The sequence below is a fragment of the Mycobacterium sp. IDUB_21 genome (genome assembly GCF_055419425.1).
Genome location: NZ_JBVAXQ010000002.1, coordinates 188,823 through 213,434 on the forward strand (window position 1 = coordinate 188,823; position 24,612 = coordinate 213,434).

Consider the following 24,612-nt stretch of genomic DNA (forward strand, 5'->3'; position numbering starts at 1 on the left):
TTCTCATTGATGAGGGCCGCCGGCCAGGCTGTGGTCGTCCCACTGGCGTTGCTGATGCTCGGGGGCTGCACGCAAACGGTGGCAGGCCAGGCCCGCCGTGGGGCCGCCCCCGACCCGGTCGCTGCGGAATCGGTCGGGCAGATCTTTCTCGACGACGCCGAACTGTCCAAGGTGTTGCGCACGGGCTTCGAGGCCGACGCCAGGAGGCCCGCACGGTCGGGTGGGATCGAGCAACTGTCGGACTCCTGGGAAGCGGGGGTTCCCCGGGATTGTGTCGGGGTCGCGGAGTCCGCCCAACGAAGCGCCTACCAGCAGCTGACGGTGCACCATGTCGACTGGAAGGACTGGCGGTACGCGGGCCTGGACCGGTCCGCGATGAACGAGGTGACGATGGCCGTCGTCGCTTTGCCCAGTGCAGCCGACGCCCAGGCGGCGTTCGAGGTGTTCGCGGGGCAGTGGGGCAGGTGCGAGGGAGTTGCCGTCACCCGAGACACGCCGGGAAACGCTGCCGCGACCATCTCAGATGTCCGGGCCGGCTCCCAGGTTGTCACTGCCACCGTTAACACGAAGATGAGCCGGATCCTCGGCATGTGGACCCTTCGGGCGCTGGGCGTGCAGGGGAGCTGCCTCGTCGACGTCGACGTCTTCTTCGGCGCCAACGACGAGCCCGCGTCCGACAGTGCGGCCGATACCGCCCGGGCGGAGATGGCCAAGATCGGCCGATCACGCGCGAGCGTGCGTTAGTTGGGTGCATTGGCGGGCTGGAACCCGCCGGTGGAGTCGGCCTCCTCCTCGGCGCGGATCACGTGCACGACGGCGTTGATCAGCGCCAGGTGGGTGAACGCCTGCGGGAAGTTGCCGAGGTGCCGGCCGGTGCGTGGCTCGATCTCCTCGGCGTAGAGGTGCAGCGGGCTGGCGAACGACAGCAGTCGCTCGCACAGGTGCTTGGCTTGGCTGACCTCGCCGATCTCCACCAGTGCCGAGACCAGCCAGAACGAGCAGATCGTGAAGGCGCCCTCGGTGCCGGACAGGCCGTCGTCGGTCTCGTCGGTTCGGTAGCGCAGCACCAGACCGTCCTCGGTGAGTTCCTCGGCGATGGCCATCACGGTGGCGCGCACCCGCGGGTCGTCGGCCGGCAGGAACCGGGTGAGCACCACCAGCAGTAGTGAGGCGTCCAGCGCGACGCTGCCGTAACTCTGGGTCAGCACGCCGCGAGAATCCACCCCGTTGGCCAGCACGTCGGCTTTGATCTCCTCGGCGATCACCCGCCAATGCCGGGCGTAGGAGACTTCGCCCTGCAATTCGGCCAGCTTCGAGCCGCGGTCCAGCGCCACCCAGCACATCACCTTCGACGAGGTGAAGTGCTGCGGTTCGCCGCGCACTTCCCAGATACCGCGATCCGGCTCGCGCCAGTGCTCGATCGCCTCCTCCACCTGACGCTTGAGCACCGGCCATAGGGTTTCGGGGATCTGTTCGCGCGATTTGGCGTGCAGATAGACCGAGTCCAGCATGGTGCCCCAGATGTCGTGCTGCTGCTGGTTGTAGGCACCGTTGCCGATCCGGACCGGGTGGGCGTTGTCGTAGCCGGACAGATGGTCCAGCTCTTCTTCGGCGAGTTCGTGTTCCCCACCGACGCCGTACATCACCTGCAGCGGACGCTGCTGGCCGTTGTTGGCGCCGGACACGTCGGCGATGAACGAGAAGAAGTCGTCGGCCTCGCGATCCAGCCCCAGCGTGTAGAGCCCCCACAGCGCGAACGTCGAATCCCGCACCCAGGCGTAGCGGTAGTCCCAATTGCGTTCGCCCTGCGGTGTTTCCGGTAGCGATGTGGTGGCTGCGGCCAGCAGGGCGCCGGTCGGCGAATAGGTCAGCCCCTTCAGTGTCAGCGCGCTGCGCTGCAGATAGACCCGCCACGGATGGTCGGGGAAGTTGCCGATGTTGATCCACTGCCGCCAACACTCGGTGGTGTTCCACATCTTGTCGGCGGCTTCGGCATAGGTCTGCGGCGCAGGGTGCTTCGACCAGCTCAACGCCACGAATACGTCGTCGCCCTCGGTCAGCCGGGTGCGGGCTCGCGCCTCCCGGCCTTCCAGGCCCAGCCGCAGATTCGTCGTCAACCGCAGGGTCGGGTGGGCGTCCGGGTCTTGGCGGGCCCGCGCGATCGCTTCGCTGTAGGCGTTGGCCGAGTACTCCCAGGTGGCGCTGGTGCGGTGATAGTCGAAGGCCGGCTCGCAGCTCATGGTCAACTCGACGGTGCCGCTGACGCAGCGCACCGTGCGCAGCAGGATGTGCTCGGCGTCCCAGTCGGTGGGGGTGCGCCGGTGGGTCTGGGACCGCGCCTCGATGTCGTGCCACTTGCCCATCACCAGCGCGTCTCGCACGATCAGCCAGCCGGTGTGGGTCTGCCAGGTGGTCTCCATGATCGGACTACCGGGCAGGTAGCGCCGTGCCGCGGGCACCGCAACTCCGTAGGGCCCGAGCCGAAAATGCCCGGCGCCGCGGTCCAGGATCGAGCCGAAGACGCTGGGGGAGTCGGGGCGCGGCACGCACATCCACTCCACCGAACCGGCTGCCGAGATCAGGCAGTTGGTCTCGCAATCCGACAAGAACGCGTAGTCGGCGATCGGTGGAAACGAGTTGCGGACCTGACCGGGCGCCGCCGAATACGGCACCGGCGCGGTGGCTGACAGTGGCGGAGTCGCCTTGGTCGCGGATCGGACATCCGACACTTTTTTGGTGACTTCAGGGGCGGTCTTGTCGGGTGCATCGCCCGGCGGGGTGTGCAGGACCATTCCGACATCATCTCTGGCGGCTTGCCGCACGTCCAACTGACCCGCCGCATCTTGGTTTTCTCCGACGGCGCACATGGGGTGTTGACGACGGCGGCCCGCTGCATTGATGGCGGTGATCCGCTGCGCCCGGCTCCGCCGCGCTTGCGATCGCCGCTGGGTTGATGGCGGTGATCCGCTGCGCCCGGCTCCGCCGCGCTTGTGATCGCCGCTAAAGTGGGCGGGATGGTTGGCTTCCTGAGCTGGTGGGACGGCGTCGAGCTGTGGCTGTCCGGCCTGGGCTTCGTCGCGCAGACCGCGGTGGTGATGCCGGTGGTGCTGGCCCTGGCCTACGGTCTGGCGGTGGTGCTGGACACCGCATTGGGGCAGGGAATCCGGGTGTTGGGACGTGTCCGGCACGACGACGACGGTGCGCGCTGATGCCGCGCTCGCAGGTGACGTTGATTCTGGTCGGTTTGATCGTGTTGGTAATCGTCATGTGGCTGCTGACCCGCTGAGTCGCCGGGGTTCATGCCGCGGTTCCAGCTTCGGCTCTCCTCCGTCGAGCCTCGCTGAACCGCGGGGTTCTGTTACGCTTCCCGGCATGTTCGCAGCGTCCGGTGATGGAGTGTGCCACGTCTTGGCCCTCATTGCTGTGGGTAATTGCGCTGTGGCCGACGTGCACTGTTGTCGCTGAATTCCCGCCCCGTCGACGCATCGGTGTCGTAATGCCCGGCATGTCATCCATTGGGCAGCCACCTTTGCGAAGCGATGGGAACCGATTTCCTCAGCCTGCACCGAAAGGTCATCAATGCGTCACACCGTCACCCGCGGCGCCGCCCTCGCGCTGTCCGCTGTACTGATCGCCGGGTGCGGCGGTGGCCCCAGCGATGTGATCGGTGGTGCCGAGCGATCCGATACGCACACCACCCTGACGCTGGTGGCCTACGCGGTTCCCGAACCGGGCTGGAGCAAGGTGATCCCGGCCTTCTACGGCACCGAGGAAGGCGCCGACGTGGAGGTCGTCAGCTCCTACGGCGCGTCGGGGGATCAGTCCCGCGGCGTCGCCAACGGCAAACCCGCCGACATCGTGAACTTCTCGGTGGAACCCGACATCACCCGACTGGTGAAGGCCGGCAAGGTTGCCGAGGACTGGAATGCCGACGTCACCAAGGGCATCCCATTCGGTTCGGTGGTGACCCTGGTGGTGCGGCAGGGCAATCCCAAGCACATCAAGAGCTGGGACGACCTGCTGGCACCCGGCGTCGAGGTGATCACTCCCAGTCCACTGAGCTCGGGATCGGCCAAGTGGAACCTGCTGGCTCCGTACGCCGTCAAGAGCGAGGGCGGTAAGAACCCGCAGTCCGGCCTGGATTTCGTCGACAAACTGGTCAGCGACCACGTCAAGCTGCGCCCGGGCTCGGGGCGGGAGGCCACCGATGTGTTCCTGCAGGGCAGTGGCGACGTGCTGATCAGTTACGAGAACGAGGCGATCGCCGTCGAGCGCAAGGGCAAGCCGGTGGAGCACGTGAACCCACCGCAGACCTTCAAGATTGAGAACCCGCTGGCGGTGGTGACCTCCAGCAGGCACCTCGACACCGTCACCGCGTTCAAGAACTTCCAGTACACGACCGTCGCGCAACGACTGTGGGCGCAGGCCGGCTTCCGCCCGGCCGACCCGGGCATCGCGGCCGAATTCCGGGAGGAGTTCCCGGCCCCGGACAAGCTCTGGACGATCGCCGATCTCGGCGGGTGGGATGTCGTCGACACCGGTCTGTTCGACAAGGAGAGCGGCACCATCACCAAGATCTACACCCGGGCCACCGGATGACGGCGATCGTGGTCACCGAGGCGACCCGGCCCGGCGAGGGCGGGCCGCCGGTGCATTCCGGATTCCGGCGGGAAGGCGTGTCGCTGCGGGTGGGCGCTGCGGTGGTGTGGCTGTCGCTGATCGTGCTGGCCCCGCTGGCGGCGGTCGCCTGGCAGGCAGCCGGCGGTGGTTGGCGGGCGTTCTGGCTGGCGATCACCTCGCATGCCGCGCTGGAGTCCTTCCGGGTGACGTTGACGATCGCGGCCGGCGTCACCGTGGTCAACCTGGTGTTCGGCCTGCTGATCGCCTGGGTGCTGGTACGTGACGACTTCGTCGGCAAGCGCCTCATCGACGTGGTCATCGACCTGCCGTTCGCGCTGCCCACCATCGTCGCCAGTCTGGTGATGCTGGCGCTGTACGGCCCGGCCAGCCCGGTGCACCTGCACCTGCAGCACACCGCCGCCGGTGTCGGCTTGGCGCTGGCGTTCGTGACGCTGCCGTTCGTGGTGCGCGCTGTGCAACCGGTGCTGTTGGAGATCGATCGGGAGGTCGAGGAGGCTGCCGCGTCACTGGGAGCCTCCGGCTTCACGATCTTTCGTGCGGTGGTGTTGCCTTCGCTGATGCCCGCGCTGCTGACCGGGGCGGGCCTGGCATTTTCACGGGCCATCGGTGAATTCGGCTCAGTGGTGTTGATCGGCGGGGCGGTGCCCGGCAAGACCGAGGTGTCCTCGCAGTGGATCCGCACCTTGATCGAGAACGACGACCGCACCGGAGCAGCGGCGATCTCCCTTGTGCTGCTCGGAATTTCGTTCTTGGTGCTGCTGGCGCTGCGGGTGCTGGGCGCGCGGGCGACCAAGCGGCAGGAGCGGTCCTGATGACGTCGTCACCGAAAGTCCGTTACCTGTTCCGGTTCCTGGCGCTGGCCTACGTCGGTCTGCTGCTGATTGTTCCGGTGTCGTTGATCCTGTGGCGCAGTTTCGCGCCCGGATTCGGGCAGTTCTTCGCCTACATCTCCACCCCGGCGGCGATCTCGGCGCTGCAGCTGTCACTGCTGGTGGTGGCAATCGTGGTGCCGCTGAACATCGTCTTCGGCATTCCGACGGCATTGGTGCTGGCACGCAACAGGTTCCGCGGCAAGGGCGTGTTGCAGGCGGTCATCGACCTGCCGTTCGCGGTCTCGCCGGTCATCGTCGGTGTCGCGCTGATCGTGCTGTGGGGATCGGCCGGCCTGCTGGGCTTCGTGGAGAACGACTGGGGCTTCAAGATCATCTTCGGCCTGCCGGGCATCGTGCTGGCGAGTATCTTCGTCACCTTGCCGTTCGTGATCCGGGAAGTCGAACCGGTGCTGCACGAACTGGGCACCGACATGGAAGAAGCGGCGGCGACGCTGGGTTCGAGTTGGTGGCAGACGTTCTGGCGGATCACCCTGCCGTCGATCCGATGGGGGCTGACGTACGGGATCGTGCTGACCGTGGCGCGCACTCTCGGCGAGTACGGCGCGGTGCTGATCGTGTCGTCCAACCTGCCCGGCAAGTCTCAGACGCTGACACTGCTGGTGTCCGACCGCTACAACCGCGGTGCGGAATACGGCGCGTACGCCCTGTCGACGCTGTTGATGACGGTGTCGGTGCTGGTATTGATCGTCTCGGTGGTGCTCGACATGCGGCGGGCCGGAAAGGGAAGCAGATGAGTAACGCGATCACCGTCCGCGGAGCCAACAAACGCTACGGCGATTTCGTCGCACTGGACAACGTCGACTTCGCGGTGCCGTCCGGTTCGCTCACCGCCCTGCTCGGCCCCAGCGGCTCGGGCAAGTCGACCCTGTTGCGGGCGATCGCCGGTCTGGACCACCCGGACAGCGGAACCGTCACCATCAACGGCGTCGACGTCACCGGGATCCCGCCGCAGCGCCGCGGCATCGGATTCGTGTTCCAGCACTATGCGGCGTTCAAGCACATGACGGTGCGCGACAACGTGGCGTTCGGGCTCAAGATCCGCAAGCGGCCCAAGTCCGAGGTCAAAGACAAGGTGGACAACCTGCTGGAGGTGGTGGGCCTCAGCGGTTTTCAGACCCGCTACCCCAATCAGCTCTCCGGCGGTCAGCGACAGAGGATGGCCCTGGCCCGCGCGCTGGCGGTCGATCCGCAGGTGCTGCTGCTCGACGAGCCGTTCGGTGCATTGGACGCCAAGGTCCGGGAGGATCTGCGCGCCTGGCTGCGCCGCCTGCATGACGAGGTGCACGTCACCACGGTGCTGGTCACCCACGATCAGGCCGAGGCGCTGGACGTCGCGGACCGGATCGCCGTGCTCAATCAGGGCCGAATCGAGCAGCTCGGTACCCCGACCGAGGTCTATGACGCCCCGGCGAACGCGTTCGTGATGTCGTTTCTGGGTGCGGTGTCCTCGCTCAACGGTGCCCTGGTGCGCCCGCATGACATCCGGGTCGGCCGTAGCCCGGAGATGGCGGTGGCCGCCGCAGGCGATGCAGACGGTGCCGAGGTGTCCGCGGTGCTGCGCGCGGTAGTCCACCGGGTGGTGGCATTGGGCTTCGAGGTGCGGGTGGAGCTGACCAACGCCGCCACTCAGGTGCCGTTCACCGCGCAGATCACCCGCGGCGACGCCGAAGCACTCGCGCTGGCCGAAGGGGACACCGTCTACGTGCGGGCCACCCGGGTGCCGCCGCTGGGCGAATTGCCCACCACCGACGCGCCGGTGTCGGCGTAGCTCGGTCGCTTTCGGCCCTCTCCCTCGAGAAGCGCCGGCGGGTCAGGCGGCGGCGTGGTCCTCGGTGAACGCCAGTGCCGTCTCCACCCGTTCCAAAACGGTCGCTGCCACCAGGCGGTGCGCGCCGAGTGGCTCGGCCATCGGAATCCCGGCGCGCGCAGCGTAAGCGGCCACCCCGTCGGTGATCCTGCCGTGCGCCAGGAACCACGGCGCGATCATCATCCGGGTGGCTCCGCGCGCCTTGAGGCGTTCGACGGCTTCTGGTACCGATGGGTGGGGTCCTGCGGTAGCGAAGGCGACTTCCACACCGGCCCAACGTGTTCCGCGGGACAGCGGGGCGGCGACGCGGGCGGTCTGCGCATTGGCGGCAGCGTGCGAGGAACCCACCGCGACCACCACCACGCCGAGCTCCGGGTCGAAACGGGATGCCCCGGCGGCGGTCAGCCGCTCGCCGAGGACCTGCACCAGCCGGTCATCTTCGCCCAGAGTGGGGGCCACCCGCACCGGCACCCCGGACTGCGCGATCACCCCGGGGATGTCGATGCGGGCGTGGTAGGCGCTGGCCAGCAGGAACGGGACCACGATGGTCTGGCTGGTCGAGCCGGTCACCTCGGTGTCCAGCATGTCGCGCAGGTTGGGGCTGCTGTGCTCGCAGAACGCCACCCGCACAGCGAATTCCGGGGCGACCCGGCGCAGGTGCCCGGCGATTGCATGGGTGTTGGCGGCTGAGCGTGGATCCCGGCTGCCGTGCGCGGTCAACACCAGCGTTGTGGCGGAACCGCTCACGAGGCGTGCAACCCGCATTCGGTCTTGGCGATGCCTGCCCAGCGTCCGCTGCGCGGATCGGCGCCGGCGGCCGGTTTGATCGTGCACGGCGCGCAGCCGATCGACGGGTAGCCCTCATCGATCAGCGGGTTGACCAGCACGTTGTGCTCCGCGATGTAGGCGTCCAAGTCGTCGTCGGTCCAGGCTGCGATGGGGTTGATCTTCACCAGACCGAACTGCTCGTCGAAGCTGATCAGCGGGGCGTTGGCGCGGGTCGACGCCTCCACCCGGCGCAGCCCGGTCACCCACGCCGAGTAGTCGCGCAGCGTACGGGCCAGCGGTTCGACCTTGCGCATCCGGCAGCACAGCGCTGGGTTCGACGCGAACAGGTCCTTGCCGTGGGCGGCGTCCTGCTGCGCCACGGTCTGCTCGGGGGTGACGTTGACCAATTGGATGTCGTACATCGCCTCCACCGCATCGCGGGTGCCGATGGTCTCGGCGAAGTGGTAGCCGGTGTCCAGGAACAACACCGGAACCCCGGCGCGGACCTTGGACGCCAAGTCCACCAGCGCCGCGTCGGCCATATTGGAGGCCACGATGTAGTTGGCGGTCGCACCGCCGCGGGGCCCGTTCACCCCGCCGAAGTTGGCGTCGGTCCACTCCAGCAGTTCGCCGGCGGTGGCACCGTCCAGCTCCGCCGCGCCCTTGGCGGCCAACTCGCGCAGCTGATCTTCGCTGTGGGGCCTCATCGCAGGTCGTCCTCTTCGGCCCGCACCGCCCACTGAGCGAATCGCTCACCGGCGTTGCGCTGCTTGATGAAGTTGCGTACCACCCGCTCGATGTAGTCGCCGAGGTCGTCGCTGAACACCTTGTGCTGGCGCAGTTTACGGCCAAATCCGCTGTCGGCGCCCAGGCTGCCCCCGAGGTGTACCTGAAAGCCCGGGACCGAGTTGCCGTCGCCGTCGTCGATCATCTGGCCCTTGAATCCGATGTCGGCCACCTGAATTCGGGCACACGAGTTCGGGCAACCGTTGATGTTGACGGTGACCGGCACGTCCAGCAGTGCGTTGAGGTCATCGAGGCGTTTCTCGAGTTCGGGGACCAGGCTCTGCGCGCGCACCCGGGTCTCGACGAACGACAGCTTGCAGAACTCCAGTCCGGTGCAGGCCATCAGATTGCGCCGCCACGACGACGGATTGGCCGGCAGGCCCAGCGCATCCAGTTCGGCGAGCAACCCGTCGAGCTTCTCGTCGGGAACGTCGAGAATGATCAGCTTCTGGTACGGGGTGAACCGCGCCCGGTCCGACCCGACCTGCTCCATCAGCTCAGCGACCTTGAGCAGCGTCGCGCCGTCCACCCGGCCGGAGATCGGGGCCACTCCGACCGCGTTGTGGCCGTTGCGGGTCTTCTGCACCCCGACGTGGTCGATGGTCGCGGTGGGCTGGGCGGGGGCCGGCCCGTCGATCAGCTTGCGGCCCAGGAATTCGGTCTCGAGAACTTCGCGGAACTTCTCCGCACCCCAGTCCTTGAGCAGGAACTTCAGCCGGGCCTTGGAACGCAGCCGCCGGTAGCCGTAGTCGCGGAACAAGCGGGTGACGGCCTCCCACACATCGGGCACCTCGTCCAGCGGCACCCACGCGCCGAGGCGCTGGGCCAGCATCGGGTTGGTCGACAGTCCGCCGCCGACCCACAGGTCCAGGCCGGGGCCGTGCTCGGGGTGGTTGACGCCGATGAACGAGATGTCGTTGATTTCGTGGGCGACGTCCTGCAGGCCCGACACCGCGGTCTTGTATTTGCGCGGCAGGTTGGCGTAGTCCGGGTTGCCGATGTAGCGCCGGACGATCTCGTCCAGCGCGGGGGAGGGGTCGAGCACCTCGTCGAGCGATTCGCCGGCCAGCGGCGAGCCGAGCATGCCGCGCGGGCAGTCGCCACACGCCTCGGTGGTCTGCAGCCCGACCGCGGACAGCTTCTCCCAGATCTCTGGAACCTTTTCGATCTCGATCCAGTGGTACTGCAGGTTGTTGCGGTCGGAGATGTCGGCCGTGCCACGGGCGTACTCGACTGAGACCTCGCCCAGGGTCCGCATCGCGGCGGCCGACAGCGCCTTGCCGTCACAGCGCACCCGCATCATGAAATAGCTGGCCTCGAGCAGATCGGCGTTCTCGTCGCCGGTGAAGGTGCCGTCATACCCCTGCTCGCGCTGGGTGTAGAGCCCCATCCAGCGGAATCGGCCGCGCAGGTCGTCCTTGGTGATGGAGTCGAAGCCCTGCTTGGAGTAGACGTCGAGAATCCGAGCCTGCACGTTGAGGGCTGGGTCGTCCTTCTTGAACTGCTCGTTGGGGTTGACCGGTTCGGTCTCGCCGAGCGCCCACTGGGCTTCGCTGCGCTTGGCCTTGGTCGGCGGAGCAGACGGAGTGGGGGTCATCGATTCTCCTTTGGAAAGGAGCTGGCGGGATCGAGCGCGGGGTCACCGGTGGCTGTCTCCGGCGGCGCAGATCCGGCGGCCAGCTGGGAAAGTACAGGTGGGCGGTTCTACGACATCAAGGCAGACAGCGGCAGCTGCAAACCCGCTTGAAATCGATATGCCGCCGAGCCACCAAGGCAACCCCGGATGCGGTGCAGTAGGCGGCAGTCACAGGGGCGATTATGCCATGGATGCCGAAAATCTTCCTTACCGGCGCAAAGTTGTGATCAGCGTGCGTAAAACTCATTTGGGGCCCGACGGCGACGCGGTCGGGGCGGGAGGGGCCGGAGCGGGACATCCGGCACTGTGCGGACCGGGACGCGGAACCGCACACACAGCTGATTGGGAGCCGATCGGAAGGCGGGTGGGGCAGGTGAGTGTTGTCGACTTCGGATGGGAACCGGTGTGGGAATCGCCACCGGTTCCTGAACCGCCTCCGCGGGCCAACGGACGTGCCCTGCTGCGCCGCTGGCTGGCGGTGGCGACACTGATGGCCGGGGTGGCCGGCGGCGGATGGCTGGCCGTTGCGCACTACGAAACCCATCTCGCCGGCGAGCAGGCCCTGCAGGTCGCCGAGGCATATGTGTTGCGATTGACCAACATCGACGCCGACGACGTCGACCGGAACTTCGCCGATATCGCCGACGGGGCGACCGGTGAGTTCAACGCGATGCACACCCGGTCCGGCGCGAAGCTGCGTCAGCTGCTGATCGACAACAAGGCGACCGCGCGCGGACACGTCGCCGAAGCGGTGATCAAATCCGCCGAGAAGAACCACGCCGTGGTGGTGCTGCTGGTCAACCAGGCGGTGCGCAATGCCGAGAACCCCGAACCGGTGATCGACCGCAGCCGGGTCCGGATGACCATGGACAAGGTCGACGGCCGCTGGCTGGCCAGCAAGGTGGAATTGGTATGAGGAAATTCACAGCGCTGGCGGCCGGAGTGCTGCTGGTGGGTGCCGCCGAACTGACCGGCGCGGCCAATGCCGACCCGATCAACTGGGAAGCCATCGCCAAATGCGAATCCGGCGGGAACTGGGCGGCCAACTCCGGCAACGGCGACTACGGCGGTCTGCAGATCAGCGCCGCGACCTGGGACGCCAACGGCGGGATCGGGTTGCCGTCGCAGGCCAGCTCAGAGCAGCAGATCACCGTCGCCAAACGCATCATGGCCGACCAGGGGCCCGGTGCCTGGCCGACGTGCGCATCCCGGGGCGGCTCTGCCACCTCGGGCGCCGGCGCGGCCCCGGTCGGGTCGCTGACCCACTACTTGTCGGCGCTGTTCGAGGACACCGAGGGACTGCAGACCCAGGCCGACTGAGGCGTTGACCGACAGCGCGGTCCGCGGCGGCGTGGGATGATCGGACCCTATGACAACCGCGACCGCGGTAGCGCTGCCAGATGTGGCACCGGCCCGGTTTGACCAGCAAAGCCCGTTCGGGGTGTATGTGCACGTGCCGTTCTGTTTCACCCGGTGCGGCTACTGCGACTTCAACACCTACACCCCGGCGGAGCTGGGCGGCACCAACCCGGACTCCTGGGTGGCCGCGGTGGCCCGTGAGCTGGAGTTGGCCGCCGCCCGCCTGGGCGGGCCGCGCGCCGACACCGTGTTCGTCGGCGGCGGCACGCCGTCGCTGCTGGGCGCTGCGCGGTTGACGCAGGTGCTCGAGTACGTGCGGGAGCACTTCGGACTGTCCGATGATGCCGAGGTCACCACGGAGGCGAACCCCGAGTCGACATCGCCGGAGTTCTTCGACGCGATCCGCGCCGCCGGCTACACCCGGGTGTCGTTGGGGATGCAGTCGGTGTCGCCGCGGGTGCTGGCCACCCTGGACCGTATCCACTCGCCGGGCCGCCCGGTGGCCGCCGCCCGCGAGGCACGCGCCGCCGGGTTCGAGCACCTCAACATCGACCTGATCTACGGCACCCCCGGTGAGACCGACGACGACGTGGCGCGCTCGGTGGCCGCCGCGCTGGAAGCCGGCGTCGATCACGTCTCGGCCTACGGCTTGATCGTCGAGGACGGCACCGCACTGGCCCGCCGGGTGCGGCGTGGGGAGCTACCCGCGCCCGACAATGACGTGCTGGCGCATCGCTACGAGCTGGCTGACACCGCACTGCGTGCCGCCGGGATGGACTGGTACGAGGTGTCCAACTGGTGTCGGCCCGGCGCGGCCTGCCGACACAATCTGGGTTACTGGGGCGGCGGCCGGTGGTGGGGTGCCGGCCCGGGCGCGCACAGTTACGACGGCGTCCTGCGCTACTGGAACGTCAAGCACCCGAACGCGTATGCGCAGATCCTGGGGGAGATGACGCTGCCGGTCGCGGGCTTCGAGGAGCTCTCCGAGTCCGACCGGCACACCGAAGACGTGATGCTGCGCTTACGCATGCGCGACGGGTTGACGCTGGCCGGGCTGAGCCCGGAGGAGCAGCAGCGGGCCGCCGCCGCGGTCGGCGACGGCCTGCTGAGCTCCGATGGTGAGCGGCTAGTGCTCACCGACCGCGGCCGGCTGTTGGCCGATGCCGTGGTGCGCTCGCTGCTGGGGTAGCGGCGATCGCAAGCGCGGCGGAGCCGGGCGCGGCGGGTCGCCGCCATCTGGGGTAGCGGCGATCGCAAGCGCGGCGGAGCCGGGCGCGGCGGGTCGCCGCCGTCTGGGGTAGCCCGGTTGTCGGCCGACCGGTCAGCCGCTGAACCAGCCGCGGCCGCCGTCCCAGCTGCCGCAGATGCCGTTCAAGCAGCCGTGACCGAATCCGCCCTGTCCGGGGATGAAGCCACCGCAGCCCTGCCAGCCGGCGTCGCGGCCACAGCCGGTGCCGCCGCCGTTGCCGTCGGGGCCGCCGGAACCGTGCGGTTGGGCGACGACGGTCTGGCCCGTCGTACCCGCCGGCGCGGTTGCCAGCATCAGGCCGGTCGGGGCGATAGCGATCGCCGCGGCAGCGCCGGCTACGAACATCGATCCAACGAACTTTCGAATGCTTAGCATGTCTCCATATTCCATACGAGGGCCGTCGCTGCCAAGCGTTGTGTGAGGACTGATACCGAATCGTGAACGGCCGTAACACATCACCACGAATCGTCGCCGGTGTTCGCGGTCACCCCGGGTGACGGCCGCCGGCGGGTGGTATCTCGGACCGAGATTTGTGGAGGGTAGTGCGCCAAAATTCCGTATGTTCTGAACCGGCACCATCCCTGTCAAGGGACTCACAGCAATGTCCACGTAGGTTGGCAGGCAGCCCTGCGCGCCACCTCTCGGGGATACAGCACGCCCATCAAACGCACTGGTGGAAACCAATTGTCAGGATTCCTCGCGGAGATGTATCCGAAGTCGGCGACAGTGGGGCCCGATGTGTCAGCAATATCGGGACCCGGTAGTTGTTTAAAACCGCACATGCGGATAACCTTCGCTCGTGGTTCCGCAAACGAGGTGCGGCCGCGAGTCAGATGGAGGGCCGAGGGATGGCAGTTCAACGGGCGCGTCGCACCGAGGACCGGGCGCACGGAGCCGGCGGGCGGGTGCTGGACTTTCTCGGGCGACAAGAATGGATGGATCGGCCGAGCTACCGCCTGGAGAACGTGCTGAGCTTCGGGTTCAACGCATTCGGCGGGGCGCGGAACCGGGTCACCAACTTCTTGAACGGCGTCTGGCTCGGACACCCGGTGCATCCGCCGCTGGCGTCGCTGACCACCGGTGCCATCGGCACGACGGTGGCCCTGGATGCACTGAGCCTGCTGCCGGGCAAGTCGTCGACCGAGGGGCTCGACGCGTCCCGATTCGCCCAGCACGCCCTGGGACTGGGGATCCTGGCCAACTTCGCCTCCGCGGCCACCGGCGTCACCGACTGGCAGCACACTCATGAAAAGGACCGGCGGATCGGCCTCGTGCACGGCGTGCTGAATCTCATCGCGACCGGTCTGTACATCCAGTCCTGGCGCCACCGGCGCGATGGGAGGCACCTGCGGGGCATTGTGACCAGCGCCGTCGGCTACGGGATCACCAGTAGCAGTGGCTTCCTGGGCGGTGCCCTGGTGTTCGGTTCCGGGATCGGCATGGACCAGTCGGGTGAGCGGCTGCGCATCCACGACTGGACGCCCGTGCTTCCGGCGGCGGAGCTTCCGGCCGGCAAGAAACTCATGCGGGTCGACGTCGACGGCGTCGGGGTGGTGTTGTGCCGCGACGGCGACAGTGTGTCGGCCTTCGCTGGCCTGTGCCCGCACCTGGCCGCGCCGATGGAGGACGGCTGGCTCGACCGCGGCCGGGTCGTCTGCCCTTGGCACGGCTCGCAGTTCGACGTGCAGACCGGCCAGGTGGTGCGCGGACCGGCCGCCTCGCCGCTGCCCTGCTACCAGGCGCGGCTGAACGGCGGGATGGTCGAACTGCGCGATGGCGCACCGACTCCACTCGGCGTCGGCCGGGAGAAGTACCTGGACTCGAAACCCTTGCCATGGCCCGAAATCTGCGATGCGAAGGAGATCGCCCAGTGAGCAACGCCTATGACGTCTTACGGGATCACCACAACGTACTGCGCGGGTTGGGCGGCAGGTTCAAGGTCGCCCCGGTCGGATCGGCCGAGCGGCAGGAGATCCTCGATGAACTGCTGACCGAGTTCACCATCCACATGAAAATCGAGGATGACATCTACTACCCGGCCCTGGCGGCGGCCGGCAAGTTGATCGCGGTCGCCCACGCCGAGCACCGGCAGATCTACGACCAACTCGCTGTGGCGCTGCGGACACCGGCCGGCTCGCCGCGCCACGTCGATGAGTGGAACTCATTCCTCACCGTGCTGGAAGCGCACGCTGACGAGGAAGAGCGCGACCTGGTGCCCCCGCCGGCACCGGTCGACCTGACCGACTCCGAGTTGGAAGACCTGGGTAACCGGATGGCCGCCGAGATGAAGCGGCAGCGCAACTCCAAGTTCGAGCAGTTCCACGTGAAAGCGCGGGCGAGGCTGCTGAAGGCGCTATAGCGTCGACCTCCGGCCGTGATCATCGCGACGATTCATGGTGTCTGCGACGTCAGCGCCGGTCGGGCGCGCGCCATTAAGTAGGTTAGGCTACATTTACTAATTGTGTCCGAGCTCGGTGTCGAAACAGTCTCCGAAAATCTGTCGTTGCCCCTGCCCCCGGGCGTCGGGCCCGCCGATCTCGCGGCGGGGCTCGTCGCGGCGCTGCCGGAACGTGATGGCGAGGAGTACCTGCTCTACGAGCGTTGCGGAACCTGGACGCTGGCCGCAGGCTTGCGCGCTGCCGTCGAACTGGACAGCGACGAACTGCGCACCGTCCGCGATGGCGTGGTGCGGCGCGAACACTGGCGCGGCCACCCGGCGGCGGTGCTCGGCGAAGCAGTCGACCGCCTGCTGCTGGAGACCGAAGAGGTATTCGGCTGGGTCGCCTTCGAGTTCGGCACCTACCGCTTCGGGCTGCAGGACCGGCTGGCCCCGGCAACGGCGCTGGCGCGGGTGTTCTGGCCCCGGACCCGCATCGTGGTCACGGCCGAGAAGGTCGAGATGTTCGGTGCCGGCCACCGCGAGGCCGCTGTGCTGGATCAGCTGCTGACCGACGGTGTTCCGGCGCTCGCCGACCCGTCCCCGATTGCGGTGGATGCAGACGCCACCGGCTATCGCGACAGGGTGGCTACCGCCGTCGGTGAGATCTGTGCCGGCCGCTACCACAAGGTGATCCTGTCCCGCTGCGTCGACGTGCCGTTCGCACTGGACTTCCCGTCGACCTATCGGCTGGGCCGGCGGCACAACACCCCGGCCCGCTCGTTTCTGTTGCGACTCGGCGGGATTCGAGCACTCGGTTACAGCCCGGAATTGGTCGCCGAGGTGCGTGAGGACGGCGTGGTGGTCACCGAGCCGTTGGCCGGGACGCGGGCGCGCACCGGCGACCCCGCCATCGATGGACCGGTTCGTGCCGAGCTGGAATCCGATGCCAAGGAGATCGTGGAGCACGCGATCTCGGTGCGCACGTCGATGGAGGAGATCGCAGAGGTCACCGACCCAGGCAGTGCCGCGGTCACCGACTTCATGACCGTGCGGGAGCGGGGGAGCGTCCAGCACCTGGGCTCGACGGTGTCCGGGCGATTGGACCGCGCGCGGGATCGGATGGACGCCCTGGAGGCGCTGTTCCCGGCGGTCACCGCGTCGGGCATTCCCAAATCGGCCGGGATCGACGCGATCCTGCGGCTCGACGAGTGCCCGCGCGGCCTGTATTCCGGTGCGGTGGTGATGTTTTCGGCTGCCGGCGGGCTGGATGCCGCATTGACGCTGCGGGCCGCTTACGAACGGGATGGCCGGACCTGGCTGCGGGCCGGCGCAGGAGTCATCGACGCGTCCCGTCCCGAGCGGGAATTCGAGGAGACCTGCGAGAAGCTCGCGACGCTGGCGCCGCACCTGATCGCCCGCCGCTGAGTCCCACGTTGTATCCCGGCGTAGAGATACCCCGCCGGGTATCATGGTGCTATCGCCGAGAGGAGCTCAAGTGGTAGGGGACGACAAGACCGTCAAGTCGGTGTTGAACCGGTTGCGCCGTGCGCACGGCCAGCTCGCCGGGGTTATCGCGATGATCGAAAGCGGCCGCGACTGCAAGGACGTGGTCACCCAACTGGCGGCGGTCTCGCGGGCGCTGGACCGGGCGGGTTTCAAGATCGTCGCGAGCGGGCTGCGCGAATGCCTGGCCGGCGAGTCCGACAACGGCAACGCTCCGCTTTCCGAGGATGAGCTCGAGAAGCTGTTCCTCGCACTGGCCTGACGGATTTGCGGCTCGCGGAGAGCGTCGTCAGTGCAGCAGAGAGTCGGTGAGGATGCCGGTGACCATCGACTCGATGGTCGACTCGATCGACGAGGCCAGGGTGGCGGTGACGGATGCGACGGCCTGGGTGCGGAACCGGACCAGCATGCCGATCAACTCGGCGATCTCGGTGTCGGCCGGCAGCGGTGCACCGGGCTGGACTCGCTCCAGGACGTGTTCGGCGCCGGCGCGCACCAACATCTGACTGATCGCGTCGATGTGCGGCAGCGTCTGCTCGTAGAGGTCGATGAGTTTGTCGACGGCGATGCCGTAGCCGCGGATCTCGTTGAATGCCTCGATCAGCTTGGGCCGGGTGATGGTGGCCTGGGAACCGTCGGATCCGTCGAGGCGGACCACCCCGAGTTGCACCAGTCGGCGCAGCGCCTGCGGATCGTCGATCAGCCGCTCGGCGTCGGTGCGCGGCATGGTTTGGTGCCGCTCGGTGGTCCAGGTGCCGGCGATGGCGCTCTCCAGGCCCAGGATGTCGCCGAGGTCCTTGCCCTGCTCCCAGGCGCCGATCATCTCCTTGACGTGCGCGATCGTGTAGCCGCGGTCCAGCATCGAGGTGACCAGCCGCAGCCGCGTCAGGTGCGTGTCGTTGAACAGCGCAACCCGTCCGACCCGCCGCGGCGGCGGCAACAGGTCGCGGTCCCGGTACACCCGGACGTTGCGGGTGGTGGTGCCGGCCAGCCGGGCCAGGTCGTCGATCCGGTATTCGCGCGACGCCGCACTGCCGCCGGGGTGGCGCACCACGACCTCGAACAGCTGGGTCACCGCGGCTTCGATCACCTCGCGGGACTCGCGTCGGACCCGGCGTGGCACTCGTCGTAGGTTCGCCAGAACGCCGGCGATGGAGTCGGCCTTGGGGTGACGATCCGGTGCGGTCATGCCACCGCGTGGTAGTCGGCGAGCCGGAATTTGCGCATCTGCCGAAGATACTGGGTCGCGAACCCCGGATACATCGACGCGTTGAAACCGTCCTTTGTGAGATACCAACTGCGGCAACCCGACATCCAAGTCGTGGTGCCCAGCCGTCGCTGGATCTGTTCGTTGTGGCGGCGCTGGACCTCGTCGCGGACGTCCAAGTAGCGCAGGTTCGACTCGCGGATGGCGCCGAGGGCGCGCACCACGTAGTCGAGTTGGCCTTCGACATACACCAGTAGCGAGTTGTGTCCCGGGCCGGAGTTGGGGCCGGTCATGAAGAACAGGTTCGGATAGCCGTGGGCCTGAATGCTCTTGAACGCCTGGGCGCCGCCGGTCCACTCGGTGGCCAGCGACCGGCCGCCCAACCCGGTGACCGGAAACGGCGGGCCGGTGAGGTGCACGTCGTAGCCGGTAGCGAACACGATCGCGTCCAGGTGATGCTCCACACCGTCGCTGGTGCGGATGCCGGCGGGGCTCATCGTGGCGATCGGCCAGTCGATGAGCTTGCAGTTGTCGCGCTGCAGCGCGGGGTAGTAGTCGCTGGAGACCAGCACGCGTTTGCAGCCCGGTGTGAAGTCCGGGGTGAGCTGACGGCGCAGCCACGGATCCTTCACGGTCGCCCGCAAGTGGGCTTTGCCGAGTTGGGCCACCAGGCCACTGAGCGGGGTGTTCCACACCAGTGCGGTGGCGCTGGCCTCGTGTCCCCAGAACAGCGCCTGGCGGGCAAGCTGCTGGGCGGCAGGGACTTTGGCGAACAACTCTTGCACGCTCGCCGGCATGGCCACGTCCAGTCGAGGGATCACCCAGCCCGGCGTGCGCTGGAACACCTTGACGAAGCCGGCTTGTTTGACCAGTTCCGGGATGATCTGCACCGCGCTGGCGCCGGTGCCGACGACCGCCACCGTCTTGCCGGTGAAGTCGTAGTCATGATCCCAGCGGGCGCTGTGGATCTTGTGGCCGGCATAGGATTCCAGGCCTCGGATGGCCGGGTAGCTGGAATCGGGCAGCGGGCCGGAGGCCAACACCACGGTGCGGGCCCGAAACTTTCTGCGGCCTGCGGTGACCGTCCAGACACCGGCCCGCTCGTCGAACGACAGTTCGGTGACCTCGGTGCCGAACCGGATATGACGGCGCAGGTCGAACCGGTCGACCATGTCCTCGATGTGTTGATAGATCTCCTCGGCCGACGGATAAGCGCGCGACCAGCCGGGGTTGGCGACGAAAGAGAACGAGTACAGCAGCGACGGAATATCGCATGCCGCACCGGGATAGCGGGTGTCACGCCAGGTTCCACCGACGCGGTCACTGCGCTCCAGGATGATGATCTCGTCGTCACCGGCGATGCCGGATTCGGCCAGCTTGATCGCCGCACCGATCCCGCTGAAGCCGGCGCCGACGATCAGCGTCTGATAGACCTGCCCCCGCGCCATGTCAGGCCGCCGGTTCGTGAGTCAGCTCTTTGAACCAGCTTGGGACTGGTTTGAGCAGGCGCTTGGGGTAGTAGCCGGACAGCCACACCGCGGGGTTGGCCAGCAGGTGATACGGACTGTTCGGATTGGCCATCCAGCCCGAGTAACGCTTGACGACCTGGTACGCCGGCACTCGCCAGGTGTGTTCGCCGCGTTCGCCGAACTGCCGGAAACGCGTCAGCGCCGAGTAGAGGCGTTGCGGATCCAATCCCATGCCGATGACCTCGTTACGGATCCGGTTGAGCAGTGGGATCGAGATCAGCGCGCCGACGATCAGTGAAGGGGAGGCGACCGCGCCGACGAACTCGATGGCCAGCCTGCGGGCGTCAGCGTGACCGATCATCTCCAACACCTCGAAATCGACAGCGATGTGCCGGGATTCGTCGTTGTTGATCTTCTCGAACACCTGGTGGCAGACTGGGTCGTCGACCTCGTCGAGCAGGAACTTCAGCAGCGCGCCGTCGAGTGCCACCTCCAGCATCGGGATCACCGTGCCCAGCACCGACAGCGGCATGTCGTCGGAGTAGTCGTCCAGCCACTGCATCGCCAGTCGGATATTGACGTTGGGTTCGGGCAGCTCACCGTCTTCGAGCATGCCCCAGCGCTTCATCAGCGCCAGCTCGGCGTTGGCGTGGCGTTGTTCCTCGGCGTGAAAGTAGCGGTAGATCTCGGCCAGCGTTGCGTTGGGTGTCTTGCGGGCCAGCGCGGCGAACCCGCGGGCGCCGATGTTCTCGATCCAGCACAGGTCGGCCATGAACTTCTTGAGCTTGGGCCGGAATTCATCGTCGATGGTCTCGGCCCCCGGTGCGTCCCAGTCGATGTCGGCCAGCGCCCACTGCCGGTCCTTGATCTTGGCGAGCATGACGTCCAGATCGACACTCATCGGACACTCCCCCTAATTCGACAGATGCGAGCCGGCCCGGAACGCCAGGCCGATGGTGCGGGTGAACGTCTCGGGCGCCATTCGTTTGATGTTCCAGCCGATTTTGGCGTCCAGTTGCGGCATGCAGTACAGGCCGCCGCGGTCATGGGTGTCCAGGCAGTCCCGGGCGACGCGTTCCGCGGAGATTCCGGTCCAGCGCATCAGCCGGTTCGCGGCTTCACTGGATTGTGCGGTGCTGCGGCCGGATTCGACGATGTTGGTCTTGACGAACGTCGGACACAGCACAGTCACGCCGATCCCGGTGCCGGACAGCTCGGCGGCCAGGGTCTCCGACAGCGACAGCACCCCGGCTTTGCTGACGTTGTAGGCCGCCATCTGGGGGGCGGCGCCGAACGATGCGGCGGAGGCGACATTGATGATGCCGCGGGGACGATCGGTGGCGGTTTCGCGCAGGATCGGGGTGAACACGTGGCAGCCATGGATCGGGCCCCACAGGTTGATGCCCAGTGTCCAGTTCCAGTCGTCCAGGGACATGGCCCCGATCGGCTGTCCGCCGGTGCCGACGCCGGCATTGTTGATCACCAGGGTGGGCGGGTGGCCGAACCAGGACTGCGCAGCTTCGGCCAGTGCGGTGACGTCGTCGATCGCGGAGACGTCGCAGTGCACGGCGGTGGCGCGCCCGTCCGCGGTGGTGATGGCTTCGACGGTGCGTCGGGCGGCGTCATCGTCGATGTCGCTACAGACCACGGCGCTGCCACGGCGGGCGAGTTCGATGGCGAATGCGGCTCCGATGCCGCTGCCGGCGCCGGTGACCACTGCTGAGGCTCCGTGACTGCGTTTCGGCGATCGCCCGAGAATCATGCGACTGAGTCAACCGTCAATGGTGCCATTAGTCAATGGCAGTGTTTTGCGGCCGGGCTCGGGGATAGTGCCCGAACCCGGCCGCCGCTCGGCGCGAGCGTGCGCAATCCCGGAGAAATCTTCGGCGCGTCGGCCGGGGACGCGCACGCTCGCGCAGGAGGTGGTGCAGGAGGTGGTGCTGCTAGCCGAAGAGGCCGGTGAGCCAGGTCATGTCGAACAGGTCCGGGTCCGCAAGTGCTCCACCGACGTCCGGGTCCACTACGTCGTCCACCGGCAGGTTCATGGTCAACGCGTCAGCGAACTTCTGGGGGAGAGTCTCGAACAGGTAGGCGAAGGTGCCGTTCTCGGAGATCAGGCCCACGAACGGGGCGTGCGGGTCGGCGTCGGGGTCGGAGCCGGGCTGCACGTCCCACGGAATGTACCCGTTGAGCAACGCATCGAACGGGTCTTGGGCAACGTGGTCACCGTGGTCGGTCATGTTGTCCGCCAGCGCGAACTGCATGCCGATGAAGGGCTCCGTCAGGAACTTGGCGCCGCCCTTCCAGAAGTCGAAGTCACCGAACACGTCCTGCACGTTCGCGAACACGCGAGTCATGTCGGCGCCGAGGCCGAACACGCCGGGCACGAATTCGCCGGTGCCGCGCACCGTGTGGTCGAAGAGCGGCTGGAAGATGTTCTGCATGTTGAACAGCATGTCCCAGTTGAGCAGGTTGTAGGCGTTGGTGAAGTCGCCCTGCTGGATGTAGTCGCTGATCATCGGGAGAATGGTCTCCAGGCCCTTGGCGGCCCCCATCCCGGACCAGATGCCTTCGACGCCGGCCATCGACTGTTCGAAGCTATTGCTGGCGACCTCGCTGTAGTAGCCGGAGAGCTCGCCGATAGCCGAACCAATCGGGTTCGGGTTGGCCGCGAGCAGCTCCATCAGGGCGTCCAGGTTGTCCGAGGTGGTGCTGGTGAGCTCCACTGCAGGCTGGTGAGCAGCCATGGGGACCAGCGGCGCGACCGGGTTGACGGCGATCAGACCAGCGCCGGCCAGGGCGACCCCGGCAGCCAGCAGTCGGATGGCGCGGGTGGTCGGTAGAGCGTCAGATGCGGTCTCCCGATCGGACGATCCGGTCGCAAGGGCGAGCTGCATTGCTTCTCCTTATTGTGACCTCATCAGGCATGAGGTTCCTGTGTATGTTGAACGCGGGCTTACCTTAACCACAGGGTTTATCACAAGGCAAGCCTTGCCTAACCTTGTGTTGGAGGTCACAAAGTAGGGCAAGGCTAACCTTATTTCGAATGTCGTGTAGCGTCCTCCGACATGAGCTCCTCGCCAGACGATGCCGTCGGTATCGCGCTTCGTGAGATCCTGCGCGACGACCTGAATGTCGACCTCGACCGGGTCACTGCGGAGTCACGGTTGGTCGACGACGTCGGTCTGGACTCGGTGGCCTTCGCGATCGGCATGGTCGCCATCGAGGATCGGCTCGGCGTGGCATTGTCCGAGGAAGACCTGCTGACCTGCGAGACCGTCGGCGACCTTGAGGCCGCCATCCGGGCGAAAACTCCCGCCGACGCGTGAGCGTGCTGGCTGGCGCCCTGACCCGGGCGATGACCACCTCGGACCAGGATCTGGTGATCTTCGACCAGGGCAGCGGCACCTGGCAGCGCCACCCGTGGGCGCAGGTGCACTCCCGCGCGCAGAGCGTGGCGTCGAGAATCCTCAACGGAGACCGCCTCGGTGCGATCGGCCTGGTCGGGGATCCGACCGTCGAGCTGGTCGCCGCCATTCAGGGGGCCTGGCTGGCCGGACGTCCGGTGTCAATCCTGCCCGGTCCGGTGCGCGGCGCCGATCCGCAGCAGTGGGCGCGGGCAACGCTGAACCGGTTCGCCGGAATCGGCGTCGACACCGTCTTCAGCCACGGTGCGTCGCTGGAGTTGCTGGGTGAATCCGGTACCGGTGCCGCGGTGCGCGACGTCGCCGCCACCGCCACCGAGCGTTCAGCTGCCTTCACGCCGGCGGCGACTGCGCCGGATGCGCCGGCGGTGCTGCAGGGCACGGCGGGATCCACCGGAACACCGCGGACCGCGCAGCTGTCGCCGGCCGCGGTGCTGGCCAACATCAGCGGACTGCTGGCGCACGTAGAACTGGACGTGTCCGCCGACGCCGGCTGCTCCTGGCTGCCGCTGTACCACGACATGGGGCTGACGTTCTTCCTCAGCGGCGCGCTGGCCGGGGTGCCGCTGTGGCTGGCGCCCACCGCGGCATTTGCGGCCTCGCCGTTTCGGTGGCTGACCTGGCTGCATGAGAGCGCGGCCACCCTGACCGCGGCACCGAACTTCGCCTACGGCGTGCTCGGCAAATATGCGCGCCGGATCCCCGATGTCGACCTGAGTCGGGTGCGGGTGGCGATCAACGGCGGAGAACCCGTCGACTGCGCGGCACTGGAACGCTTCGTCACCGAACTGGCGAAGTTCGGTTTCGACCCGCGTGCGGTCACGCCGTCCTACGGTCTGGCCGAGGCCACCTGCGCGGTGACCGCACCCCGCCCGGGCACCGGCCTGCGCTATGACGAAATCATCAGCCGCGGAGACGATTCTGGTGCTGAAGTGACCCGCCGGCACGCGATCCTGGGTGTGCCGATCCCCGGAATGGAGGTCCGGGTCGCGCCGGCGGCCGGTCACGATGCCGACCAGCCCGGCCGCGACGTCGGCGAGATCGAGATCCGCGGTACCTCGATGATGTCGGGGTATGTCGGCGAAGCGACACATGACCCCGATACCTGGTTCGCCACCGGTGACCTGGGCTACCTCACCGACGACGGCTTGGTGGTCTGCGGGCGCGCCAAGGAGATCATCTCGGTGGCCGGGCGCAATGTGTTCCCCACCGAGATCGAACGGGTAGCCGCCGAGATCCGCGGAGTGCGAGACGGGGCGGTGGTCGCCGTCGGCACCGACGACGTCCGGCCCGCGCTGGTGGTGGTCGCCGAGTTCCGTGGGCCCGACGAGGCCGGCGCCCGCCGAGATCTGGTTGCCCGGGTGGCGTCGGAGTGCGGGGTGGTGCCCGCCAAGGTGGTGTTTCTGGCGCCCGGCTCTCTGCCCCGGACGTCGTCGGGCAAGTTGCGGCGCATCGAGGTCAAACAGAACATGGAGGCGATGAGTTGACC

The 24,612-nt window shown here is 67.5% G+C and carries 25 protein-coding genes and 2 pseudogenes; 16 read left to right on the forward strand and 11 right to left on the reverse strand.

Annotation, left to right across the window (positions count from 1 at the left end):
- Positions 1-9 precede the first annotated feature (9 nt).
- On the forward strand, positions 10-744 hold the full coding sequence (locus ACZYY4_RS03795) for a sensor domain-containing protein (protein WP_463808118.1): 735 nt from the start codon (positions 10-12) through the stop codon (positions 742-744).
- Here ACZYY4_RS03795 and ACZYY4_RS03800 read toward each other — a convergent pair.
- Positions 741-2,642, reverse strand: a pseudogene (locus tag ACZYY4_RS03800) (glycoside hydrolase family 15 protein); the annotation flags it as partial. The gene ACZYY4_RS03795 and the pseudogene ACZYY4_RS03800 overlap by 4 nt on opposite strands.
- Positions 2,643-3,014: 372 nt before the next feature.
- On the opposite strand from ACZYY4_RS03800, the gene ACZYY4_RS03805 reads away from it, so the two are divergent.
- The 6 genes from ACZYY4_RS03805 to ACZYY4_RS03830 all read left to right on the forward strand — a co-directional run bounded on the left by ACZYY4_RS03805 (position 3,015) and on the right by ACZYY4_RS03830 (position 7,302).
- Entirely contained in the window at positions 3,015-3,209 is a 195-nt protein-coding gene (locus ACZYY4_RS03805; RefSeq protein WP_463808119.1) for a hypothetical protein, read from the forward strand.
- A gap of 163 nt (positions 3,210-3,372) precedes the next feature.
- A complete protein-coding gene (locus ACZYY4_RS03810) occupies positions 3,373-3,465 on the forward strand; it encodes an Ms4533A family Cys-rich leader peptide (RefSeq protein ID WP_463808120.1) in 93 nt (30 codons plus the stop codon).
- Positions 3,466-3,579: 114 nt separating this feature from the next.
- Positions 3,580-4,599, forward strand: a complete 1,020-nt coding sequence (locus ACZYY4_RS03815; protein WP_463808121.1) for an extracellular solute-binding protein — start codon at positions 3,580-3,582, stop codon at positions 4,597-4,599.
- Positions 4,596-5,453 carry a sulfate ABC transporter permease subunit CysT gene (gene cysT, locus ACZYY4_RS03820; RefSeq protein WP_463808122.1) on the forward strand — a complete coding sequence of 286 codons (858 nt, stop codon included), beginning with the start codon at positions 4,596-4,598 and terminating at the stop codon, positions 5,451-5,453. Before ACZYY4_RS03815 ends, cysT begins: the two co-directional genes overlap by 4 nt.
- The gene (gene cysW / locus ACZYY4_RS03825) at positions 5,453-6,268 is read left to right on the forward strand and encodes a sulfate ABC transporter permease subunit CysW (RefSeq protein WP_463808123.1); all 816 of its coding nucleotides are present in this window, start codon (positions 5,453-5,455) and stop codon (positions 6,266-6,268) included. Before cysT ends, cysW begins: the two co-directional genes overlap by 1 nt.
- Positions 6,265-7,302 (forward strand): sulfate/molybdate ABC transporter ATP-binding protein, encoded by a 1,038-nt coding sequence (locus ACZYY4_RS03830; RefSeq protein WP_463808124.1) that lies wholly within the window; start codon positions 6,265-6,267, stop codon positions 7,300-7,302. Before cysW ends, ACZYY4_RS03830 begins: the two co-directional genes overlap by 4 nt.
- Positions 7,303-7,344: 42 nt before the next feature.
- Here the strand turns inward: ACZYY4_RS03830 and ACZYY4_RS03835 are convergent, their stop codons facing one another.
- From ACZYY4_RS03835 to ACZYY4_RS03850, 4 genes are all read right to left on the reverse strand, one after another.
- Positions 7,345-8,106, reverse strand: coding sequence for a sirohydrochlorin chelatase (locus tag ACZYY4_RS03835; protein WP_463808125.1), 762 nt, complete (start codon positions 8,104-8,106; stop codon positions 7,345-7,347).
- Entirely contained in the window at positions 8,085-8,816 is a 732-nt protein-coding gene (locus tag ACZYY4_RS03840; protein ID WP_463808126.1) for a phosphoadenylyl-sulfate reductase, read from the reverse strand. The genes ACZYY4_RS03835 and ACZYY4_RS03840 overlap by 22 nt, the downstream gene beginning before the upstream one ends.
- Positions 8,813-10,492, reverse strand: a complete 1,680-nt coding sequence (locus ACZYY4_RS03845; RefSeq protein WP_463808127.1) for a nitrite/sulfite reductase — start codon at positions 10,490-10,492, stop codon at positions 8,813-8,815. Before ACZYY4_RS03845 ends, ACZYY4_RS03840 begins: the two co-directional genes overlap by 4 nt.
- Before the next feature lie 115 nt (positions 10,493-10,607).
- Positions 10,608-10,829 carry an Ms4527A family Cys-rich leader peptide gene (locus tag ACZYY4_RS03850; protein WP_463808128.1) on the reverse strand — a complete coding sequence of 74 codons (222 nt, stop codon included), beginning with the start codon at positions 10,827-10,829 and terminating at the stop codon, positions 10,608-10,610.
- A 75-nt stretch (positions 10,830-10,904) separates the two neighbouring features.
- On the opposite strand from ACZYY4_RS03850, the gene ACZYY4_RS03855 reads away from it, so the two are divergent.
- From ACZYY4_RS03855 to hemW, 3 genes are read left to right on the forward strand one after another with little or no spacing between them, the layout of a single operon-like run.
- The gene (locus ACZYY4_RS03855; RefSeq protein ID WP_463808129.1) at positions 10,905-11,447 is read left to right on the forward strand and encodes a hypothetical protein; all 543 of its coding nucleotides are present in this window, start codon (positions 10,905-10,907) and stop codon (positions 11,445-11,447) included.
- Positions 11,444-11,851, forward strand: a complete 408-nt coding sequence (locus tag ACZYY4_RS03860) for a transglycosylase family protein (protein WP_463808130.1) — start codon at positions 11,444-11,446, stop codon at positions 11,849-11,851. Before ACZYY4_RS03855 ends, ACZYY4_RS03860 begins: the two co-directional genes overlap by 4 nt.
- Positions 11,852-11,900: 49 nt before the next feature.
- Entirely contained in the window at positions 11,901-13,079 is a 1,179-nt protein-coding gene (gene hemW, locus ACZYY4_RS03865; RefSeq protein WP_463808131.1) for a radical SAM family heme chaperone HemW, read from the forward strand.
- A 132-nt stretch (positions 13,080-13,211) separates the two neighbouring features.
- On the opposite strand, the gene ACZYY4_RS03870 is transcribed toward hemW, so the two are convergent.
- Positions 13,212-13,484, reverse strand: coding sequence for a hypothetical protein (locus ACZYY4_RS03870; protein ID WP_463808132.1), 273 nt, complete (start codon positions 13,482-13,484; stop codon positions 13,212-13,214).
- A 503-nt stretch (positions 13,485-13,987) separates the two neighbouring features.
- Between ACZYY4_RS03870 and ACZYY4_RS03875 the strand changes: the two genes are divergently transcribed.
- From ACZYY4_RS03875 to ACZYY4_RS03890, 4 genes are all read left to right on the forward strand, one after another.
- Entirely contained in the window at positions 13,988-15,013 is a 1,026-nt protein-coding gene (locus ACZYY4_RS03875; RefSeq protein WP_463808133.1) for a Rieske (2Fe-2S) protein, read from the forward strand.
- On the forward strand, positions 15,010-15,498 hold the full coding sequence (locus ACZYY4_RS03880) for a hemerythrin domain-containing protein (protein ID WP_463808134.1): 489 nt from the start codon (positions 15,010-15,012) through the stop codon (positions 15,496-15,498). The genes ACZYY4_RS03875 and ACZYY4_RS03880 overlap by 4 nt, the downstream gene beginning before the upstream one ends.
- 102 nt (positions 15,499-15,600) lie before the next feature.
- Positions 15,601-16,944 carry a salicylate synthase gene (locus tag ACZYY4_RS03885; RefSeq protein WP_463808135.1) on the forward strand — a complete coding sequence of 448 codons (1,344 nt, stop codon included), beginning with the start codon at positions 15,601-15,603 and terminating at the stop codon, positions 16,942-16,944.
- 43 nt (positions 16,945-16,987) lie between these two features.
- Positions 16,988-17,284 (forward strand): metal-sensitive transcriptional regulator, encoded by a 297-nt coding sequence (locus ACZYY4_RS03890; RefSeq protein WP_463808136.1) that lies wholly within the window; start codon positions 16,988-16,990, stop codon positions 17,282-17,284.
- A gap of 27 nt (positions 17,285-17,311) precedes the next feature.
- On the opposite strand, the gene ACZYY4_RS03895 is transcribed toward ACZYY4_RS03890, so the two are convergent.
- The 5 genes from ACZYY4_RS03895 to ACZYY4_RS03915 form a co-directional block, all read right to left on the reverse strand.
- A complete protein-coding gene (locus ACZYY4_RS03895; RefSeq protein WP_463808137.1) occupies positions 17,312-18,211 on the reverse strand; it encodes a MerR family transcriptional regulator in 900 nt (299 codons plus the stop codon).
- Positions 18,208-19,677 carry a flavin-containing monooxygenase gene (locus ACZYY4_RS03900; RefSeq protein ID WP_463808138.1) on the reverse strand — a complete coding sequence of 490 codons (1,470 nt, stop codon included), beginning with the start codon at positions 19,675-19,677 and terminating at the stop codon, positions 18,208-18,210. Before ACZYY4_RS03900 ends, ACZYY4_RS03895 begins: the two co-directional genes overlap by 4 nt.
- A 1-nt stretch (position 19,678) precedes the next feature.
- The gene (locus ACZYY4_RS03905; protein WP_463808139.1) at positions 19,679-20,599 is read right to left on the reverse strand and encodes a ferritin-like domain-containing protein; all 921 of its coding nucleotides are present in this window, start codon (positions 20,597-20,599) and stop codon (positions 19,679-19,681) included.
- A 12-nt stretch (positions 20,600-20,611) separates the two neighbouring features.
- Positions 20,612-21,460, reverse strand: coding sequence for an SDR family NAD(P)-dependent oxidoreductase (locus tag ACZYY4_RS03910; RefSeq protein WP_463808140.1), 849 nt, complete (start codon positions 21,458-21,460; stop codon positions 20,612-20,614).
- A gap of 181 nt (positions 21,461-21,641) precedes the next feature.
- Positions 21,642-22,595 (reverse strand): hypothetical protein, encoded by a 954-nt coding sequence (locus ACZYY4_RS03915; RefSeq protein WP_463808141.1) that lies wholly within the window; start codon positions 22,593-22,595, stop codon positions 21,642-21,644.
- A gap of 168 nt (positions 22,596-22,763) precedes the next feature.
- Between ACZYY4_RS03915 and ACZYY4_RS03920 the strand changes: the two are divergent.
- Positions 22,764-23,027 (forward strand): annotated as a pseudogene (locus ACZYY4_RS03920) (acyl carrier protein); the annotation flags it as partial.
- On the forward strand, positions 23,024-24,610 hold the full coding sequence (gene mbtM / locus ACZYY4_RS03925; protein ID WP_463808142.1) for a long-chain-fatty acid--ACP ligase MbtM: 1,587 nt from the start codon (positions 23,024-23,026) through the stop codon (positions 24,608-24,610). The pseudogene ACZYY4_RS03920 and the gene mbtM, both read left to right, overlap by 4 nt.
- The last annotated feature ends 2 nt before the right edge of the window (positions 24,611-24,612 follow it).